This window comes from Fusibacter ferrireducens, assembly GCF_015352425.1.
GTDB classification, from domain to species: domain Bacteria; phylum Bacillota; class Clostridia; order Peptostreptococcales; family Acidaminobacteraceae; genus Fusibacter_A; species Fusibacter_A ferrireducens.
The window spans coordinates 77,189-97,991 of the sequence record NZ_JADKNH010000009.1 but is presented as its reverse complement, the minus strand read 5'-3'; the positions used below and the strand labels follow the sequence as shown (position 1 = coordinate 97,991).

The 20,803-nt window shown below is 39.3% G+C and carries 17 protein-coding genes; 16 read left to right on the top strand and 1 reads right to left on the bottom strand.

The window, feature by feature from the left end; genetic code table 11:
• The first annotated feature begins 13 nt into the window (after positions 1–13).
• Together ISU02_RS15145 and ISU02_RS15140 are read left to right on the top strand one after the other, a co-directional pair.
• Positions 14–922, top strand: coding sequence for an adenylylsulfate kinase (locus ISU02_RS15145; protein ID WP_194702681.1), 909 nt, complete (start codon positions 14–16; stop codon positions 920–922).
• Positions 923–949: 27 nt separating this feature from the next.
• Positions 950–2,653, top strand: coding sequence for an alpha-amylase family protein (locus tag ISU02_RS15140; protein ID WP_407646446.1), 1,704 nt, complete (start codon positions 950–952; stop codon positions 2,651–2,653).
• A 63-nt stretch (positions 2,654–2,716) separates the two neighbouring features.
• On the opposite strand, the gene ISU02_RS15135 is transcribed toward ISU02_RS15140, so the two are convergent.
• Positions 2,717–3,622: a LysR family transcriptional regulator gene (locus ISU02_RS15135; RefSeq protein ID WP_194702679.1), complete on the bottom strand. Its 906-nt coding sequence runs from the start codon at positions 3,620–3,622 to the stop codon at positions 2,717–2,719.
• Positions 3,623–3,757: 135 nt separating this feature from the next.
• Here ISU02_RS15135 and ISU02_RS15130 point away from each other — a divergent pair, with 135 nt between their 5' ends.
• The 14 genes from ISU02_RS15130 (at position 3,758) to pxpB (ending at position 20,803) form a co-directional block, all read left to right on the top strand.
• Complete coding sequence (locus ISU02_RS15130; protein ID WP_194702678.1) at positions 3,758–5,038, top strand: aminotransferase class V-fold PLP-dependent enzyme; 1,281 nt, start codon at positions 3,758–3,760, stop codon at positions 5,036–5,038.
• A 65-nt stretch (positions 5,039–5,103) separates the two neighbouring features.
• On the top strand, positions 5,104–6,312 hold the full coding sequence (locus ISU02_RS15125) for a dicarboxylate/amino acid:cation symporter (RefSeq protein WP_194702677.1): 1,209 nt from the start codon (positions 5,104–5,106) through the stop codon (positions 6,310–6,312).
• 111 nt (positions 6,313–6,423) lie between these two features.
• Entirely contained in the window at positions 6,424–7,278 is an 855-nt protein-coding gene (locus ISU02_RS15120; RefSeq protein WP_194702676.1) for a MurR/RpiR family transcriptional regulator, read from the top strand.
• Between the two features lie 300 nt (positions 7,279–7,578).
• Positions 7,579–9,537, top strand: a complete 1,959-nt coding sequence (locus ISU02_RS15115) for an alpha/beta hydrolase family protein (protein WP_194702675.1) — start codon at positions 7,579–7,581, stop codon at positions 9,535–9,537.
• Between the two features lie 52 nt (positions 9,538–9,589).
• Positions 9,590–9,967 carry a DUF3899 domain-containing protein gene (locus ISU02_RS15110; RefSeq protein ID WP_194702674.1) on the top strand — a complete coding sequence of 126 codons (378 nt, stop codon included), beginning with the start codon at positions 9,590–9,592 and terminating at the stop codon, positions 9,965–9,967.
• Between the two features lie 107 nt (positions 9,968–10,074).
• Positions 10,075–11,880 (top strand): peptide ABC transporter substrate-binding protein, encoded by a 1,806-nt coding sequence (locus ISU02_RS15105; RefSeq protein ID WP_194702673.1) that lies wholly within the window; start codon positions 10,075–10,077, stop codon positions 11,878–11,880.
• Positions 11,881–11,994: 114 nt separating this feature from the next.
• Positions 11,995–12,942, top strand: coding sequence for an ABC transporter permease (locus ISU02_RS15100; RefSeq protein WP_194702672.1), 948 nt, complete (start codon positions 11,995–11,997; stop codon positions 12,940–12,942).
• Complete coding sequence (locus ISU02_RS15095) at positions 12,942–14,081, top strand: ABC transporter permease (protein WP_194702671.1); 1,140 nt, start codon at positions 12,942–12,944, stop codon at positions 14,079–14,081. The genes ISU02_RS15100 and ISU02_RS15095 overlap by 1 nt, the downstream gene beginning before the upstream one ends.
• 17 nt (positions 14,082–14,098) lie before the next feature.
• Positions 14,099–15,148 (top strand): ABC transporter ATP-binding protein, encoded by a 1,050-nt coding sequence (locus tag ISU02_RS15090; protein WP_194702670.1) that lies wholly within the window; start codon positions 14,099–14,101, stop codon positions 15,146–15,148.
• Complete coding sequence (locus tag ISU02_RS15085; protein ID WP_456071378.1) at positions 15,132–16,091, top strand: ABC transporter ATP-binding protein; 960 nt, start codon at positions 15,132–15,134, stop codon at positions 16,089–16,091. Before ISU02_RS15090 ends, ISU02_RS15085 begins: the two co-directional genes overlap by 17 nt.
• A gap of 2 nt (positions 16,092–16,093) precedes the next feature.
• The gene (locus ISU02_RS15080; RefSeq protein ID WP_194702669.1) at positions 16,094–17,545 is read left to right on the top strand and encodes a serine hydrolase domain-containing protein; all 1,452 of its coding nucleotides are present in this window, start codon (positions 16,094–16,096) and stop codon (positions 17,543–17,545) included.
• A gap of 34 nt (positions 17,546–17,579) precedes the next feature.
• Entirely contained in the window at positions 17,580–19,163 is a 1,584-nt protein-coding gene (locus ISU02_RS15075) for an N-acyl-D-amino-acid deacylase family protein (RefSeq protein ID WP_194702668.1), read from the top strand.
• Between the two features lie 49 nt (positions 19,164–19,212).
• Complete coding sequence (locus ISU02_RS15070; RefSeq protein ID WP_194702667.1) at positions 19,213–20,001, top strand: putative hydro-lyase; 789 nt, start codon at positions 19,213–19,215, stop codon at positions 19,999–20,001.
• 64 nt (positions 20,002–20,065) lie between these two features.
• Positions 20,066–20,803 carry a 5-oxoprolinase subunit PxpB gene (pxpB, locus tag ISU02_RS15065; protein WP_194702831.1) on the top strand — a complete coding sequence of 246 codons (738 nt, stop codon included), beginning with the start codon at positions 20,066–20,068 and terminating at the stop codon, positions 20,801–20,803.

Sequence of the window (20,803 nt, the reverse complement as noted above, 5' to 3'; positions counted from 1 at the left end):
AAGGAGTTTGAAAATGTGCTCATTAAATGTTGAAATACCGAAACTGGATGATTATTCAAATATACCAAAAGGAGATATGCCAGGAGATAAGATAGAAATTGACAAAGGGAAAATTGAAAAGGCGGAAGCGATATTCTTAGAACTGATGAAGTCCGTGCCCTCACTTTTGGAAAAGGGAAAAATTGTTATATCGGTATACGGGGGTTCAGGTGTGGGCAAATCGGAAATAGGGTCCCTACTGGCTTACTATTTTAATCATATGAAAATAAAGGCATATCTCATGTCTGGAGATAATTATCCACATAGAATTCCAATGCAAAATGATGCAGAGCGATTGAGAGTCTTTCGTGAATACGGCATCAAAGGCCTGGTCGCTTCGGGAAAATATAGCCGTAAGATCAATGAAGATATCATTGGGTTACAGGCTTTAGATTTGGATTTTGATCCTAAATTGTGCAATGAACATCCAGAACTGGAAATCTATCAAGAAAAGGGGAAGGAAAGTCTCTTTAACTATTTAGGCACAGATAAAGAGCTTGATTTTTCTGAAATAAATGGCATCATTGAGCAGTTCAAGAATGGAAGCGAGAGCATTTTTCTGAAAAGGATGGGGCGTGAAATTCACGAATTGTGGTATGAGATGATTCCTATGAAAGAAGTTCAAATTCTAATTATCGAGTGGACTCATGGCAATAATCCAAACCTTGTGGGCATTGACATGCCTATATTCCTCAATAGTACGCCTGAGGAGACAAAGGCACATAGACGCAGTAGAAATAGAGATGGCAACATCGACAGTCCATTCACAAATATGGTTTTGGAAATTGAACAGGCGAAATTGTATGATCAAGCTCAAAACGCAAAATTGATTGTCCTTAAAAGTGGCGAAATCGTATCTTTTGAGCAGTTCAAAAAAATATGAGAACTGTAGCGAGGAGGAGGGCGAATGATGAAAAATAAAATTAATGCAAATGTGATGTTGAATGCTTATCCTGATAGCCTTGGGGGCACCTTAAATGAAATTACAGGACTTTTGAGTTTGGATGAACTTAAGGATGCCTTTGGTGCATTTTATATTTTACCCAGTGTATTTAACACGGACCTAGACAGGGGATTTTCTGTGATTGATTATGAACTGAACGACCTGCTGGCAAGGAGAGATGATCTGGAAAGGCTAAAGGCACTGGGCATTGAATTCAAATTCGATTTTATACTGAATCACGGTTCTGTATTGTCGCCGCAATTTCAGGATTTACTTCAAAAAGGTGGAAATTCCATATACAAGGATTTTTTTATTGATTGGAATAAATTTTGGACAGGCTATGGGACGATGACTGAAGAAGGTTATATACAGCCAGAGGAAAAGTATATCCGGGACATGTTTTTTAGGAAAAAGGGATTGCCTATATTGATGGTCAGGTTTCCAAATGGTGAGGAAGTACCCTACTGGAATACGTTCTACCAAAAAGTCTCATATCCTAAAATCGATCCTCAAGATATTATGAAAATGACAAAGATACAATATTTGACTGCAGAAAAACTCTCTAGTCAGATCAATGAGATCCTTGAATCAGAGCAATCGTTGAAAGCCGTCAACTGGGGCGATCATGTTGAAGACAAAGAGACGATCTTAGAGTTTATCGAAGGCTCCAGAAGGTATTTGGGTCAAATGGATTTAAATATCAACTCGCCCCTTGTATGGGATTTTTATAAGGAGACGCTGGCAAGGCTCGCGGATTATGGCGCGACGATTGTACGCTTGGATGCCTTTGCCTATGCACCGAAAAAACCGGGTGAGCGAAATTTTCTCAATGATCCGGATACGTGGGATCTGCTCAATGATATACAAAAATTGGCGGAACCCCTAAACATAACTTTATTACCGGAAATTCATTCGAAGTATGAAGAGAAAATCTATGAGCTGCTGGCTCAAAAAGGCTACATGACCTATGATTTTTTCTTGCCAGGATTGATTATAAATGCATTTGAGAGTCAATCGAAGAAAGTGTTGGAGTCATGGGCTCGAGAATTAACCACCAAGAATATAAGAACGGTTAACATGTTAGGGTGTCATGATGGTATCCCATTATTAGACCTAAAAGGTCTCCTCAAAGAAGAAGAAATTCAGCAATTGATTGATACCGTCGTTGAAAGAGGTGGACTTGTGAAAGATCTGCATGGTCAAAAGAATGTCTATTATCAAGTAAATGCCACCTATTATAGTGCTTTAGGTGAAAATGATATGCGCATGTTGCTGGCAAGAGCCATTCAACTCTTTATGCCTGGAAAACCGCAGGTATGGTATTTGGATTTATTTGCAGGTGTGAATGATTATGAGGCTGTTAAGGCATCTGGTGTAGGTGGACATAAAGAGATTAACAGAACAAATCTCAATCGAGAAGCCATTAAAAGTGGATTGAAAAAGGAGATTGTCAAAAGACAATTGGCGTTGCTGAAATTTAGAAATACTTTTCCGGCTTTTGGGTTTGACAGTACGATGCACATTGAGGATGAGCAGCAAAATCAATTGACTTGGTCTTGGCAAAAAGAAGGTTATAGGGCTGTATTAAAGGCGGATCTGATCTCGTTAGAATTTTCAGTCGAAGGCTTTCAACCCGATGGATGCAAAACTTTTAATTTTAAATTGAAATAGGTTAAAAACAAAACGACTGCCCAGTTGAGCTATGGGGCAGTCGTTTTATTATATATTATGATTTTATGAAGTCATTTCGCTGAAATAGTCACTGTTTTTGAATTGTTCCAATATCTGATCGAACTTTTTTAAGCTTTCCTTTCGATCTGGTCTGGGATAGCGATGTGTAATCTTATAACAGACTCGGTCCGGAGGTGGCTGTAACAATTCTACAATTTTTATCGAATTTGCTTTTGAGAGTGCGCGTGCCATTGAAATAGGTACGATGGACCAACGTTTTGAATCCACTAAAAAAGAGTAAATTAAAGAGGCCGTATCGACGATATTGTAGGGACTGGATTTGGGATCGAACCAGTAATTATGCCAAGTTTGAAATTCACTTCCCCAAGCCAAAAAAATTTCAAGCTCAGGATTTAAATCGCCTGCACTAATGCGTGACGGCAATTCTCCTAATTTTGATTGAATGATGACCATCCTTTCGGTGAAGATGGGTTCAATTAAAATATTTTTAGAATGCACTTCTTGAAGTACAAAGCCAACATCGATATCTTGATTTAACAATAATCGGTACACTTCATATGACCAATGCGTACAAACTTTAAGGGAAATTTGCTCTTTAGATTCAGAGAGCATTTTGTAGAGTGGCGGAAATAAGAGCGTGTTGAGACTATCTACAGAGCCTATATCAAGATGAAGATTCACTTTTGAATTTTTCCATATGTCGAGATCTTGGTTGATCATCGATATTTTTCTTGCAATGTTTACAAACTCTTCGCCTTTTTGTGTAATCGTGACGGAACGCATCCCTTTTCCTCGCATAACGAGTTTAACGCCGAGCTCGTCCTCAAGATTTTTAAGTCTATGACTAATGGTAGATTGAGTCAAATGCAACGCTTCAGCTGCTTTAGTGAGACTGCTTTTATCAATGATTTCTAGAAAGGCTTCTATGCCTTGAAGATTATAGTTCATAATAGATCTCCTTAAATATGAAAATTATTAATATTATATAGCAAATATATTCATTGTACAAGAATCTGAACTTGTACTAAAATCAAAAATAAGATAAATTGCGCAATTATCTGAAAACGGAGAGGAGAGACAGATATGGGATTAGTGAAAAATGCAGGCTTGTTTTCATCTGAAATGACAAGTGACATAAAAGGCAAATTCTTCTACGTCGATTATGATAACAACGGAGAGAAACGGTTATTTTTTGAAAATGCTGGAGGCTCATTGAGATTAAAGAGTGCTGTTGAGGCGGATGCTCGATATGCTGCATATCCAGATTGTCCTGAGCGGATTCACGATATTGCGTTAATGCTTAAGGGCGTTCAAAAAAAAGGCATTGAAGATGTGAGGTTACTCTTAAATGCACATGATGGCAATATTCTCGTGACTTATACGGCATCTATTGCAATGTACAATATGGTGAGAGCGGTCGTGGAAAATAACCCTGGCCAAAATGTGGTAACAACTTGCTTGGAACATCCATCGTCTTATGATGCCTGTCAATATTATGCTGAGAGAACTGGAAAAACGTTTAAAGCAGTTAGCGCCAATCGGACGAGTGGCCGAATTGAAGTGGATGAAGTTCTTAAGCATATTGATGCGGAAACTTGTTTATTAAGTGTCATGTATGCTTCAAATCTCTCTGGTGCAATTATGGATATTGAAACGCTTGTACAAGAGGTTAAAAAAATAAATCCGAATACGTATATCATAGTGGATGCCGTACAGCATGCGCCGCATGGGCTGATTGATCTACAAAAGACACCTGTTGATGGTCTTAATTTTGCGCCTTACAAGTTCTTTGGCAATCGGGGCGTTGCATATGCTTATGTCTCGGAACGCTTGTCAACACTGTCGCATGACAAGCTAATTGCCAGGGCTGATAATGATTGGGAACTTGGAAGTCCAACCCCTTCAGATTATGCGGCTATGACAGAGATCGTCAATTATCTATGCTGGATTGGCAATCAGTTTAAACCAGAACTTATTGATAGAAGGGCCCTCATTGTTGAAGGCATCACAAGAATAAAAAAACAGGAACAAGCATTATTAGAATTAATGTTGAATGGGACTGAGGCCCAAAAAGGTTTAAGAGACATCAAGGGCGTTACAGTTCACTTTGATACGGATGATTTTGAAAAGCGAGACTTAATACTTTCTTTATCGTTCGATAAAATGGACTGTACAACTGCAACGATTAAGTATCGAGAAAAAGGGGTCATCGTTTATGAACGCGTTGCTACAAGTTTGTACTCCAAGAGAATGCTAGAGGCATTTGACCTAGAGGGTGTATTGAGAGTTTCACCGCTACATTGTCATGATATTACAGACGTTGTAACCTTCTTGAGAGCAACCGAGGCATTGGCATCGGCGTAAAGGGGCGTAAAGTATAAACTTGAGAAGGTTTTGTAATTTATAATATTGAGAAGGGAGTTTTAAATATGGGGAAGTCTAAAATGCAGCTGAGTACCAAAGTGTTTATCGGTTTTGGGTTAGGCATTATACTTGGATTGATTTTTAAAGAACAAATACTCGTCATTAAGCCTCTGGGGGATCTTTTTTTGAGATTGATTAAAATGATCGTTGTACCTTTGGTATTTTTCTCGATCATAAGCGGCGTTGCGAGTATGGGTGATATCAAAAAGCTTCAGCGTGTGGGCAGCAAGACATTATTGTACTATTTTGTAACAACTGCTATATCTGGTCTTATTGGGCTAACGGTAGCAAGAGCTTTAAAACCAGGTGCAGGCTTTGCGCTGGACATGATTCAAAATGGGACGGTCGAAGCAAAAGAAGCGCCAAAGTTTATGGATACACTACTCAATATGGTGCCAGTGAATCCATTTCAATCCTTGGTGGATGGCAATCTAATCCAGATCATTATATTTGCTGTATTTGTGGGTATTGCCATTACGATTATTGGAGAAAAAGGCAAACCGGTTAAAGACATTGCGGATAGCCTTGCAGAAATCATGTATAAGATCACAGGCATTGTAATGGCGTATTCGCCCATCGGTGTTACAGCCCTAATTGCGGCATCCGTTGGAGAGTATGGGCTGAAAATTTTTGGTCCATTAAGTAAACTGATCTTAGCGGATTATGTTGGTATGGGACTTGTGCTCGTCTTGTTGTACACAGTGATGTTAAAAGTAATTGCTAAAATAGGGCTAAAAGAATTTTATAAGCACATTTTTAAAATCTGGGCAGTTACTGCCAGTACGACCAGTAGTTCAGGGACACTTCCTGTATCCATTAGAACTGTTGAAGAAGACTTTAACGTCAAGCCAGAACTTGCAGGTTTTACACTGCCATTAGGTGCAACCATGAACATGAATGGTGCTGCAATTTATTTTGCAGTGGCTGTGGTGTTTGTATCTCAAATATATGGCATAGAAATGAGCTTTGCTCAGCAAGGCATGATCGTTCTTTTATCCACAATGATTTCTGTTGGTGCACCGGGTATTCCAGGTGGTGGCATTGTCATGACGATCATGTTATTGAATACCATGGGTCTACCTGTGGAAATCATGGGTCTTATAGCTGGAATCTATAGAATTTTGGACATGGGACACACGACGATTAACGTTACAGGTGACGTTGTCAGCACGCTCTGTATTGCCAGAACAGAAAATGAATATAAAGTGATATAGAGCGTTTTAATAGGAGACCCCTTAAAAAAATGAAAGAAACTTGACATCATTGTAAAATTTGCTATATGATATAAAACACACAATAACAAATTAATAAAGGGGTCTTGCAAAGTGAAGAATAGAATTCTATCATTGATTGATGATAAGTACAAAGATTTTTCGAAGACATTTAGGATCATTTCAGATTATATCAAGTATAATTATACAGACGTTTCTTTTCTATCCATTAAGGACTTTAGTGAAAGAGCAGGCGTCAGCACAGCAAGTATTTCTAGATATACGCAGGAAATGGGATTCAGTGGCTATCAAGATTTTCAAAGAGAACTTCAAAGTATTTTAAAAACAGAGGTAGAACCATCAACAGAAGTCAAAAACTCTATTTTAATTGAATACGATGAGAGCAATTTATTAAAGGAAATGATCAATTCTAATATCAAGAATTTGCAAGATGTGTACTCCGATGAACTCTATGAAGCTCTCAATAAGGCAGTTGAAATGGTGGACCCCAATAAACGCGTCTTCATAATAGGGCTTAGGTCTTCCTTTACAGTGGCAAACTATTTACACTACATGTTATCTCGCTTTATGGGGGATGTGGTCTTGCTAGACGCTGCCAACGATTGTGTATTCGACAAATTGACCTTTCTGAAAGAAGATGATTTGCTGATTGTCATAGGCTTTTCAAAATATGCAAAAACCACTTTAAAGGTGACGGAATTTTTCAAGCGCAATGGCAATAAAATTATCGCTGTTACGGATAGTGTTTTTTCGCCGCATGCAATCATTGCAGATGTTTCCCTCATTATAAAAAATAGATATACCACCTTTTCGTTTGTTTCCACAATGACCATATTAAATGCATTTGCAGTTTCTGTGGGCAAAAAGAACAAAGAAGAGTCCATAGAGAGAATCAAACACAGAGAACAAATTTTAAAAGAAAACGACATTCACCTTCTGAAAGGATAGCGTATGTCTTTTGAGTTGATGGCGTCAAATTGAATTTTAGAGCAGGTAATCCATATATGTGATTACCTGCTCTTTTTTAATAGCAAGATTTGAACTAAAAACTGTGATGAAGCGTGTTCAACTTAAACAGCGCCTGTGAAAATTTTTTTACGTATTAAATAATGTTTACATATTCAGAATATTGTGATATTATCTACAAAAGTAAATGTTTTTACATATGTAAATATATTTACACATCGAAACAACATCATTTTCAGAGAGAAAAAAAGCAATTGCTATTGAATTTGTGGAGGCCCAATCATGCAAAATCTAAAGATAACAGATATGTTGAATTACAAATTTTTATACAGTTTGAGCAGTTCTGAGGACAGTGAGACTGCATGCTTTATTTCCAGTGAAATGAATGTGGCAGAAAATACTTATAAAAAGCAGCTCTGGCAATATGACGCCAAAACCCGTGCCCTAAAGTGCGTTAAAGACTTGGGTAGTTCAAACCAGTATTATTGGTATGACAATAATTCTGTTCTAATTTCTAAATTGGATGAAAGTAAACAGATTTCAGGTGTATTCAGAATAAATTTGGACACGGGTATCATAGAAGATGAGTTCATAGTACCACTGTCAGTGAAAAACATTCAAAAATTGGATGAGGAACGCTTTATTATAACGGCTTTGTATGATCATTGTGAAGAGGACGACTTTTCTGAGAATTTCGTAGATGCAGGGATGAAAAGAGCAAGACGCAATGAAGATTACTATGTCTTTGATGAAATTCCCTTTTGGCATGATGATAGGGGGATCATCAATAAAAAGAGAAGAGGGCTATCTCTTTTTAACAGGAAAACAGGTGAGAATAAGCTCATTTCAAAGCCCCTGTCGGATGTGTCTGCTGTCGGGATTAGACGAGAAAAAGTTCTTTATCAGGCAAAGACCTACACAGAAAAAATAGAGGTGACATCCGGCCTATATGTATACGATATCGTCTCTGATACAACTGAAGTCATTGTTGCAGAAGGCACCTACAATATTTCAAATGCGCTGTTTATGGAGGACGATATTGTTTTCTTTGGAACGGATATGAAATCCTATGGGATCAGACAAAATGACTGCATCTATATTTATAGAGTTGACACGCATAAAGTAGAGCTTTTAAAAGACATGGATGTCTCTCTCAAAACAGCTATCACTTGTGATTGCAGATATAAAACCAACAATACGGTTAAGGTGCATAAGGGAAAAGTTTATTTCACCATTACAACGGGATATGAAACAGAGCTTCTTTCGATTGATCGCAACGGTTACCTTGAGAGACATATGGAAAAAAGTGATGCTATAGATGATTATGCTTTCATAAATAGTGGCATTCTATATGTGGGCATGAGAGATATGAGGTTGCAAGAACTTTATCTCAAAGAGGCACATGACAACTACAAAATTTCTGAATTTAATGAGAGTACTATTCAAAATAAGAAGATTGTATCGCCAGAAATCTTTACTTATAAAAGCAACGCGTATGAAATTGATGGGTTCGTGATTAAACCGGTTGAATTCGATGCGCATAAGCAATACCCGGGCATCTTGATGATCCACGGTGGGCCCAATACCACTTATGGCAAAGTTTTTTATCACGATATGCAATGTCTCGTAAATGAAGGCTACTGTGTCTTTTTTACAAATCCACATGGCAGTGCAGGCAGAGGCAATGCATTTGGTGATTTGAGAGGACGATATGGGCATGTGGACTATGAGGATCTCATGAATTTTACAGATGAGGTCTTAAAGAGGTATCCGTGGATAGATTCATCCAATCTGGGGGTCATTGGCGGTTCTTATGGTGGTTTTATGACCAATTGGATTATTGGACATACGGACCGATTCAAGTGTGCGATTTCTGAAAAGGGGATTTCCAACTGGATTGGAAAATTTGCAACGACAGACATTGGGATTACAACCAATGTAGATCAACAGGCGTCAGATCCTTGGACGGATCAACCTAAAATGTGGGCGCATTCACCTATGAAATACGCAGATCGCGTTAAGACGCCAACACTCTTTATTCATTCGGATCAGGATTATAGATGTTGGTACTTAGAAGGCCTTGAAATGTTCACTGCTCTGATGTATCACAATGTAGAATCCAAAATATATCTCTTTAAAGGTGAAAGCCATGCGATAAACAGAAGTGGTAAGCCTAGAAATAGGATTAAAAGATTGGAAGTTATTTTAGAGTGGTTTAAAAATCATTTGAAAGGTGAGTAAGAGTCGAAAAACGCAGGTTGAATAGGAGATGGATAACAAGAAAGGAGCATTTATGAAAAGTGGGGTAGCATCTCGTACGGTTAAATGGATCGGCGTAACTGTTTTAATTTCTTTATTCTATGGTCTCTTTGTGAGCGGTGATTCTGCTCATGTTGCAGTTTCGAATTTATCGTTTATGGGGGCAATTATTTTTATGATCATAGGCTGTTTCAGAATCACTCAAGCTTTTAGATTTTATGATCTCTTATCCTTTGGAGTCAAAAAATTATGGGAGATTATAAACACGTTGCACTATCAAAAATCAGACTCGAAAGTTGGCGAATATTATCAGTATTACAGCTCGCAAACTTACGATAAACCCATTGCTGAATTTATAGCAGCAGGTGGTATATTGCTCTTGTTCTCTTTTGTAACGGGTGTGATGATTTAGACATAATCCAATTTAGAAGGGGTAAAAATCGGCGGTGCTTACAACGCCATATGAAATCTAAGTGCATTGGCGTGTGTATATAAACGATTAAAATTAGGAGGGGAAAAATGAATAAAAAAACGATGTTTAGAGGAATTTTGGTTTTGATGCTTCTTTTAATGTTGTTGTCGGGGTGTAACAACAACGCAAAAGTGGAACAACAGCCAGAAGAAACCACACCTGAAGAAGCACCAAGTGCGGCGAGCAATGTTGTGACGGATGAAGGCTATGGGATTTTAAAGGAAGCGACAACTGCCACAGTGGGCTCTCTCAATCCTCAGACTTATTCGTCATCCTACCAATCTACGGTGCTCAATCGAATCGCAATTAGGTTGTATGCTTATCTGCCTAATTCAGATTATACATCGTATGAACTCAGGGGCGAACTCGCAGAAGGCGCTCCAGAAATGATGGATGAATCAGGAAAAGTGTGGAAAATAAAGCTTAGAGAAGGCGTCAAGTGGGCTAATGGCGATGTATTGGATGCAGAAGATGTCCTCTACACTTTTAAGAGATTACTCGATCCAAAGATGGTACAACCAAGAGGCGGTGGGTTCTCTAAAGACTACATTGAAATCAGTAATGCGGAGCAATACTACTTACAAAATGGGGAAGGCGGCATTCAAACGGACTGGGAAGAAGTGGGCATAAAAATGCTTGATCCACTTACGATAGAAGTGACCACAGTGGATAAACAATCTGCCACGGAGGTCATGAGCCATTTCACACATACAGCACATGCAATTGTCTACGACAAGTTGTATGAAGAATGTATGAATGCAGAAGGCACAGAGACGCTTTATGGGACCGATAAAGATAAGTTCATGTCCTCTGGGAAATTCGTTTTGGAAAACTGGATTCCAGATGCGTTAGTAGTTTATAAGAAAAATCCAAACTATTTTGAAAAGGACAGCATTAAACTTGCAGGCATTGAGACTAAAGTGGTGGAGAATGCTGGCACTAAAATGCAGTTGTTTGAAAATGGTGAAATAGATTATCTGGGATTATCCACAGAAGATTACCTTAAGCATGATCAAGATCCAAGGGTTTTAAGTGAACCGGGTAATGCCATTACGTACATTTCCATCAACACAGTGAATCCAGATAAACCGATCCTTGCGAATAAAAATTTTAGAATGGCAATGACTTATGCAGTCGATCGCAAGGGGATAACGGACATCACGAAAGATGTACCAGCAAACTACATGATCTCAACAAGACAGGTTATTGATCCTGCCACAGGTGCGCGATATAGAGATACAGATCTTGCCAAAGCGAATATTTCTGAAAATTATGGTTATGACCCTAAACTCGCAAAAGAATACTTTGATAAGGCTATGCAAGAAGAAGGTCTGAAGACCCTTGAACTCACCATGCTTTATAGTGATTCTGAGCGTTATAAAACCATGACGGAATACCTTCAAAAACAATTGCCAGTGATCTTTGGAGAGGATCAGTTCACACTCAAAGTACAGGCAATGCCATCGTCTCAGCTTCTATCGCTTAAAAAGACTTGGAAAAAAGATCCGACAGCATATGAATTGACATGGTCTGCATGGTCTGGAAATGAACTTGCACCTTGGAATGCCATGAAATATTGGACGGGATCATATAGTCGTAAAAACGAACCTTTCTCAAATGAAGAATTCAATAATATATGGGATGAAGTGAATTTTGGAGAGAGCCGATTTGAGGCGGGGAAAAAATTAGAGTATACAGCGAGAATGGAGCAGATCATACTTGAAGAAGTGCCATTTATACCCGTTGCAGAAGGACGAAGCTATTACTTGAAGAGTGATCGTGTGCACTTAGCTTTCCCACATTGGATCAATAAAATTGATTTTGGTTGGGCATACGCAAGTATAGTTGAATAGGATTTAATCATCTTGAAATAGACTGGCGTTCAAATGCTCTGTCCAAGTGCTAGGACACCAGTCTATCATTTTGGAAGCGAGTAACTTAACTAACTTAAGGTAAGGTGTTTGTAAATGACTAAATATATAATACAAAGACTTATTGCGCTGATCATAACATTATTTCTAATCATGACAATTGCTTTTCTTGTGGTTAGATTAATGCCAGGCAGTTTCTATGACAATCAGGATTTGCCAGAGACGGTTATTCAGGCAATTAATGCAAAATATCATTTTGACAAACCGTTGATTGTTCAATACTTTTACTTCATCGGCAATATCCTTCACTGGGATTGGGGCACTTCAATTGCAATTCAGCCCAATGTGCCCGTCTTTGATCTGTTAAAGACGCGGGTACCCATCTCACTTCAAATAAACCTGATTTCACTGTTCATCTCTATTCCCATAGGAATTGCCGCAGGAAGTCTAGCGGCTATAAAGAAAAATACTCTTGTGGACCATTTCATTTCCTTTATGGTGGTGATTTTCATCTCGGTGCCCTCGTTTATCTTTGCAACAGCGTTACAGTATTTCTTGGCATATAAAGGCGGCTTGTTTCCCATCATTTATGATGCGGCTGCTGCCATGGGAACGCAAAAGGCAATGTCTATGTTTCTACCGGTAATGGCGCTGACCTTTAGTCCCATTGCCAGAGTGACGAGATACCTCAGAGCAGAGCTTGCAGAAACCATGAATTCAGAGTTCCTGTTGCTTGCCAGAACAAAGGGGCTCACCTATAGACAGGCGATTATGAGACATGGCATGCGCAATTCTTTTTTGCCTCTTGCGAATATAATCATACCGATGTTTACGAACATACTTGGAGGATCGTTGGTTATTGAACGTATTTTTTCAATCCCCGGTATGGGCGGCATGATGATTGATTCTATAAGCGTAAGTGATCATTCGGTAACAATAGCAATACTGATGTTTTATTCGTTTATTTCATTAGTGACCATGCTGATTGTGGATATATCATACGGCATTATAGATCCTAGAATTAGAGTGGGGGGCAGAAAATAATGAGGATTTATTCTAAAGAAGATTACCGAGAACTGGATGAGAAAAAATTCAAATTAGTCCAAATGGATCATGATATTAAAGATGAAAAATTTGAACAAGAACCGGTTGGTTTTTTTAAAGATGCACTGATTAGATTTCGTCAGAATAAGGCTTCTGTACTCGCTTTTTTCATTATATGCATCGTCTTGTTCTTCACCATATTTGGGCCATACATGAACTCATATGGTTTTAATGATCAAAATTCAGATACGATTAACATGCCTTGTAAAATTCCTCTTTTAGCACCTTTGGGGATTTGTGATGGGGGCAAAGTCATTGTCAATAGGCGTGCTGATTTGCTGGGAGATCCTTCATATTATCCCGAAGGCAGTATTCTAGAAGTCTTCAATGAGAGAGAAATTCAGGGTGTGAAAATGGTAGACGTCAAAGTGGACTACTATAAATACACTGGCAACGGCGATAAATGTTTTTGGTTCGGAACGGATTATTTAGGCAGAGATTTATGGACGAGATTGTGGAGAGGCTCTCGAGTTTCGCTTTTAATTGCCTTTGTATCTGTGATTACCAATGTTTTTATAGGCGTCATTTATGGTTCCATCGCTGGGTATTATGGTGGCAAAGTCGATATGATTTTAATGCGAATTACTGAAATCATAAGTGCGTTGCCTCGAATTGTAATCATCACTATGTTTATCATGTACTTTGGAACGGGACTCTTTGCAATTATCATGGCACTTGTGGTGAAGGGCTGGGTGCATACCGCTCGAATGGTAAGAGCTCAGTTCTATAGATTTAAGCAAAGAGAATATGTTCTTGCGGCTAGAACTTTGGGGATCAGAGATGGCATCCTTATATTTAGACATATTTTACCCAATGCCATTGGGCCCATTATTACCTCGTCTATGATAGCGATACCAAGTGCTATATTTGCAGAATCGTTTCTCGCCTATATTGGATTGGGACTTCAGGCGCCGGAACCTTCTATTGGGGTTTTACTCTCCCAAGGCCAAAAAGTGCTATTACACTATCCAAACCAATCCATTATCCCTGGCATTCTAATTTCAGTGTTAATGATTTCGTTTAATCTGTTTGCCAATGGTCTGAGAGATTCGTTTGACCCAACGCTTCGTGGCGCATAAAAGAGAGGTGGAGTTCAATGAATGATGATAAAAAACTGCTTGAAGTAAAAGATTTGGCAGTTTCATTTAATACATTTTCTGGGAGTGTCAAAGCTGTCAGATCGATCAGCTTTGATTTGAATAGAGGTGAAACCCTTGCGATTGTTGGAGAATCAGGTTCCGGAAAATCGGTTACAATAAAGTCCTTATTGGGCATTCTAACAGGCAATGCCACTATTGAAAGCGGTGAAATACGCTACAATGGGGACGATTTACTAAAATACAGTGAAAGTGATTTTTATAAGATCAGAGGTAAGAAAATTTCACTGATATTTCAGGACCCGTTTTCGGCACTGAATCCCATTATGAAAATAGGGAAGCAAATTACAGAAGCATTGATTTTGAGTAATAACATGAACAAAGAAGATTCAAAAAAGAGGGCGCTTGAACTCATGGAAATCGTAGGCATATCTGAGCCTGAATTGAGGTATGATCAGTATCCCTTCCAATTTTCTGGAGGTATGAGACAGCGGATTGTAATTGCAATTGCACTTGCAAGCGATCCAGAAATTCTCATATGTGATGAGCCCACAACTGCGCTGGATGTCACAATTCAGGCCAAAATACTCAAACAAATAAAAAAGATAAAAAATGAAAGAGACTTATCCGTTATTTTTATTACGCATGATCTTGGTGTGGTGGCGAACATGGCAGATAGAATCTGTGTGATGTATGCAGGTAAAATTGTGGAATACGGGACTTGTGATGAGATATTTTATGAACCCGCACATCCATATACTTGGGCCTTGTTGTCTTCTATGCCCGATCTTGAGACGCGTGAAAAACTTTTTTCAATTTCTGGAACGCCGCCAAATATGCTCTTTCCACCTAAAGGCGATGCCTTTGCTCAGAGAAATAAATATGCCATGGCAATAGATTTTGAAGAAGAACCGCCTTTTTTTAAATTGAGTGAGACGCATTACGCTGCAACATGGCTTTTGCATGAATATGCGCCAAAGGTTGAAATGCCTGAAATCTTGGCTAAGAGACTTGCACGCATGAAGGAAGAAGGTGGCACAAGTGAGTGAAAAAAAGGTGATTTTAGAAATTAAAAATCTCAAGATGAGTTTTAATAAGGGACGCAATAAGAAAAAGGGGATTGTCAGGGCAATTGATGATGTGAGTTTTAATATTTTAAAGGGCGAAGCCTTTGGCCTAGTGGGTGAGAGTGGTTGTGGTAAAACCACAACTGGAAGGACCATTATCAGATTATACGATCCTGAGGATGGTGAAATTTATTTTGACGGCAAAAAAATTTCAGGAGAGATGAACAAGGATTTGAGAAAGTATCTATCGGATCACATTGCAATGATCTTTCAAGATCCCATTGCCTCTTTAAATCCGCGTATGACTGTGGCTGAAATCATCGGTGAAGGGCTTAAATTGAGAGGCATCGTCGATCAAAGTGACAGAACAAAACTCATCAATAAAATGCTGAATAAAGTTGGACTTCTGCCAGAGCATGGGACGCGATATCCTCATGAATTCAGTGGAGGACAGCGACAGAGAATAGGTATCGCCAGAGCCCTGATTGTAAACCCATCCTTTATAATTGCCGATGAACCGGTATCGGCGTTGGATGTTTCAATACAAGCTCAAGTCATTAATTTATTGGATGTTTTGAAAGATGAACTCGAATTGACTATATTGTTCATAGCGCATGACTTATCCGTTGTAAAATATTTTTGTGATAGAATTGGCGTCATGTACTTTGGCAAAATAGTGGAGATTGCACCTGCAGAAGAACTCTATAAAAATCCGGTGCATCCCTATACGAAGGCACTTTTATCTGCAATTCCAATACCAGATCCAAGGAGAGAGAAAAACAGAGAAATTCAATTTTATGATCCCAAGATGCACGATTATAGTGTGGAAAAGCCCATGCTTCATGAAGTCGCCCAAGATCATTTTGTGTATGCTTCTGAAAGTGAGCTTAAAAAATATAAAATGGATAGGACAAAGGAGCGTTAACGATGATGCAACTATCATTAGATGTAATTCATAAAGCGATTGAAACGCATACTGTAAACCAAATGAGAAATTATCAGGGCACCCCATATGCCTATTTATCAGATAGCGAGAAGGCACTTCTGGTGGATGCCCATATGAATACATTTTATAAACCCGATACGGCGGGTGCAGCCTTAATGGTCATTCGTGATGGACAGATTCTTATGCAAAGGGGTTATGGCCTCAGAGATCTTGAGAACAAGCGCCCTGTCACGGAGAAAACACAGTTTTATCTGGCTTCTATGTCTAAACAATTCACAGCAATGGCCATTATGATACTAGAAGAAAAAGGATTGCTTAAATACGATGACAGGATTGTACAATACTTCCCAGAACTTTCGCATTACGCGAGCGAAGTGACCATTAGGCATTTGTTGAATCACACTTCAGGCATGCCCAATTACTTTGAATTGTTAAAAGAACCTGAAGAGGCCATCCAAATAACAAATACAAGAGTGCTAGAGTTGCTGGTGGCTCAAACCCAAATGAAAGCATCTCCTGGTGAACTGTATTTTTATAATAATTCAAATTATGTGTTGCTGGCAATACTCGCGGAACGTCTTTCCAATCAGAAATTCCATGAATTTATGGAAACACATATATTTGGCCCCTTGGGGATGAAAGATACATTTGTCTACTATGATCAATCCAAACCAGAATTTAATGAGAGAGCTTATGGCTATGATTTTATAGAGAACCAATTTGAAGATTGTGATTATGATCGTTTGACGGCTGGTGGCGGTGGTATTTATGCCACCATTGGAGATCTGTTTTTGTGGGATCAGGCACTTTATACTGAAAAACTTGTCAAGAGAGAAACGATTGAGCAGGCATTCATCTCAGGCGAGCTCAGTAATCATGAGGCCGTAGGCTATGGTTTTGGATGGAAGATGGGCGATTTCAGAGGGCAGAGGTTTGTGACTCACACTGGGAGCAGTCGCGGTTTTAGAACGCGTATAAAGCGCTATTTGGACGCACATTTCTCAGTGATTATACTTTGCAACTTCTGCCAAGCAGAAAGGGAGATTATTGACAAAATCGCTCAGATCTATTTAGATGAAAAAATGACTTGTAACTATGGCACCCCTCTACATGTGGCGATTGAAAATCAACAGATGGATCTCATTCAAACTTTGCTGAATTGTGGTGCCGATGTCTATTTGAAAGATGGTAACAACAAAGATGCCATTGAGTTAGCTGTGGATATTGGCAATCCCAAGATGGTGTCTCTGCTCATACAGCATGTACTAGAAGCGTCAAGCCGTGATAAGGCTAAAGCGGACGTTGACGTTTTGGCACCCTATAGAGTCAAATTGCAGGGCTATCTGTTTAGATTGGCTATAAATGACATGATGGATGAAAAAAAACAAATAGAGTGCTTGATGAGATCCCATAAAGGACACTCTAGCCAATGATGTAAATTGGACAAGACATAGGAGGAAAACGAGCGTGTTGGATATAGCAATTAACAATGGACGTATTGTAGATGGCACGGGTGAAAAGAGCTACATTGCTTCTATTGGTATCAAGGATAAGAAAATTGTTGAAATTAATAAAAATAATGAAATACTGTCAGGAAAAAATGTAATTGATGCAAGTGGTCTCATTGTATCCCCGGGATTTATTGATATGCATTCTCACTCAGATTGGACTTTTTTGATGGATAATCGGTCGGAGAGTAAAGTTTTACAAGGGGTTACAACGGAGGTTATTGGAAACTGCGGCAATTCTATTGTGCCGAATACTCAGCTGAATTTAGCAGAAGTAAGTGAGTACGCAAATATAGAAAAGGTTGCTCATTGGAGACTCCATACACTTGGAGACTATATTGAAAAACTTAGAGAGATAGGCTTGTCTATAAACTGTGCGCCTTTAATTGGACATGGCACTTTGAGAAAAATGGTTATGGGATTTGATAATCGAAGACCAAATGAAGCTGAAATGCAGCAAATGAAAGCGCTCTTATCAAGAGAACTGGAGACAGGTGCGTGGGGAATGTCGGCAGGACTTATATATCCACCCGGATGCTTTAGCGATAGAGCAGAATTGATTGAGCTTGGCAAAGTTTTAAAAGCACATGATGCCCTTTTCACAGCACATATAAGAGGTGAGAGCGATGCTGTATTTGAGGCGGTGAAAGAGATGATTGAAATTGGCCGCGGATCGGGTGTGCACGTTCATATTTCTCACTTGAAACTCATGGGCAAAGATCAATGGGGCAAGGCAGAAGACCTTCTTGATCTCATCCATCAATATGCAAGTGAAGGCGGTCTTATTTCTTGCGATCAATATCCCTATACAGCCTCTATGACGTCGCTTAAAACTTTAGTGCCAGAGTGGGCGCATGAAGGTGGCATCGAAAAGATGCTTGAGAACTTAAGGGGTAAAGATGAACAGAAAATTTTAGAGGGTATAGACGTAGAAATGAATAAGAGAGGTGGCCCTGAAAAGGTGGTCATAGGCACAGTGTCAGAGTTTCCTGAATGGGAAGGCAGAAACATTCAGCAAATCAGTGATCAAATGGCTTTAGAGCCTGCGCATGCGGTTAGAGTAATTTTAGAAAAATCTAACGGGACAATGAAAGCAATTTATCATACAATGGATGAAGAAGACGTAAAGCGTATCATGAAGCATATGAACATCTCCGTTGGAAGCGATGGCTATGGGATAGACTATGAAGGTAAAATTTATACCAATCAAATTCATCCAAGGAGCTTTGGCACTTTTCCGAGATTTTTGAAGTTCACGAGAGAAAATGAACTGCTCAGCATGGAAAAAAGTATTTATAAAATAACGGGACTTGCAGCCAATCAGTTGGGTATAAAAGATAGAGGTAAAATAAAACAAAATCATCAAGCGGATCTTGTGATTTTTGATTATGAAAAAATTGCAGATACGGCAACCTTCATGAATCCAATTTCAAAACCAGAAGGCATTCATCATGTGATTGTATCCGGCGAATTGATCGTGCAAAATGGTGTGCAGACTGAGGCGAAAAATGGTGAGGTGCTTTTAAAAACGGCGGTTTTATAAGATGAAAACCTTAAATAAGACCAAACTCTTATGAAAAAGGAGGTAAAAGATGCGAGATTTATCTTCGTGTACCCCTGCTGAAGTGAGGCAGATGATCAGAAACAATGAGGTTAAATCGCCCACTGCTGGAATGTGTCACGGCTACGCCCAAGGCAACTTGGTGATACTGCCCAAGGCATTGGCGTATGATTTTTTACTGTTCACGCAACGCAATCCAAAGCCATGCCCAGTTCTAGAAGTGAGTGATGTTGGAATCAAAACGTTAAAAATTGCGAAGGATTCAGATATTGCCACGGACATACCGAAGTATAGGGTGTATAAAAAGGGCATTCTTGAAGGCGAGTATGACCATTTGAACTCAATGTGGAGAACGGATTTTGTCTCCTTTATACTGGGGTGCAGCTTTACTTTTGAATCCGCGCTTATGAACGAAGGGATTGAAGTAAGGCATATAGAACAGAACTGTAATGTGCCCATGTATGTGACGGATATCATGTGTGAGCCTGCAGGGATTTTTTCAGGCCCCACAGTGGTGAGTATGAGGCCGATGACGCCAGATAAAGTGATTCAAGCCATAAGGATAACCTCAAGGTATCCTGGGGTTCACGGTGCGCCTATTCATATTGGAGATCCGGGACTCATCGGTATAAGGGATATCCACAATCCGGATTTCGGTGATCCGGTAGAGATTAAGGCAAATGAGATACCCGTATTTTGGGCCTGTGGTGTGACGCCGCAGGCAGTTGCCATGAAAGTAAAACCTGAGATCATGATTACGCATGCGCCAGGGCATATGTTTATAACAGATATTGAGAACCATAAACTGGCTATTGTATAATAGCCAAGAAGGTTCAAAGTTGGTTTAGAGCATGGTTTTAGAATCGAGAAAGGTAGAGAACATCATGTATCCCAAATGTAAATATGCCCTATCTGGAGATCGTGGTGTTCTCATAGAAGTGGGCAATACAATTTCTGAGGCGATCCATTATAAAATTAGAGGTTTGGTTTACAGTATAGAACAATGCCCCTGCAATGGTATTGTTGAACTGATACCAGCGTATAATTCCATTTTACTAATATATGATCCCCTTTTAATCACATATGAAAAAATGGTTGCCTATCTGAAGGCAATAGAAAGTTCTGTGCATGAAATTGAGTTACCGCCTTCAGAAATTGTCCATATGCCCACACTTTACGGGGGAGAATATGGCGAAGATATCGGATATGTGGCCTCCTATAATAATCTGACGGTTGAAGAAGTCGTCCAGATACATAGCAATGGCCTGTATCTCATTTACATGCTGGGATTTACGCCTGGATTTCCCTATTTAGGGGGAATGTCTGATGCTATTTCAACACCACGTCTAAGCGCTCCACGTGAGAAAATAACCAAGGGCTCCGTGGGGATTGCAGGCAATCAAACTGGCATATATCCCATTGATAGTCCGGGTGGATGGCAATTGATTGGTCGAACGCCAATTGTATTATTTGATCCAAATAGAGAACCTGCGGTTTTACTCCGATCGGGTCAGTATATAAGTTTTGATCCCATTGAAAAAGATGAATACGATGAGATCAGCCGTGCGGTTTCTGCGGGGACCTATCAGGTAAAAAAGACGATTTATGTGAAAGGTAAGTAA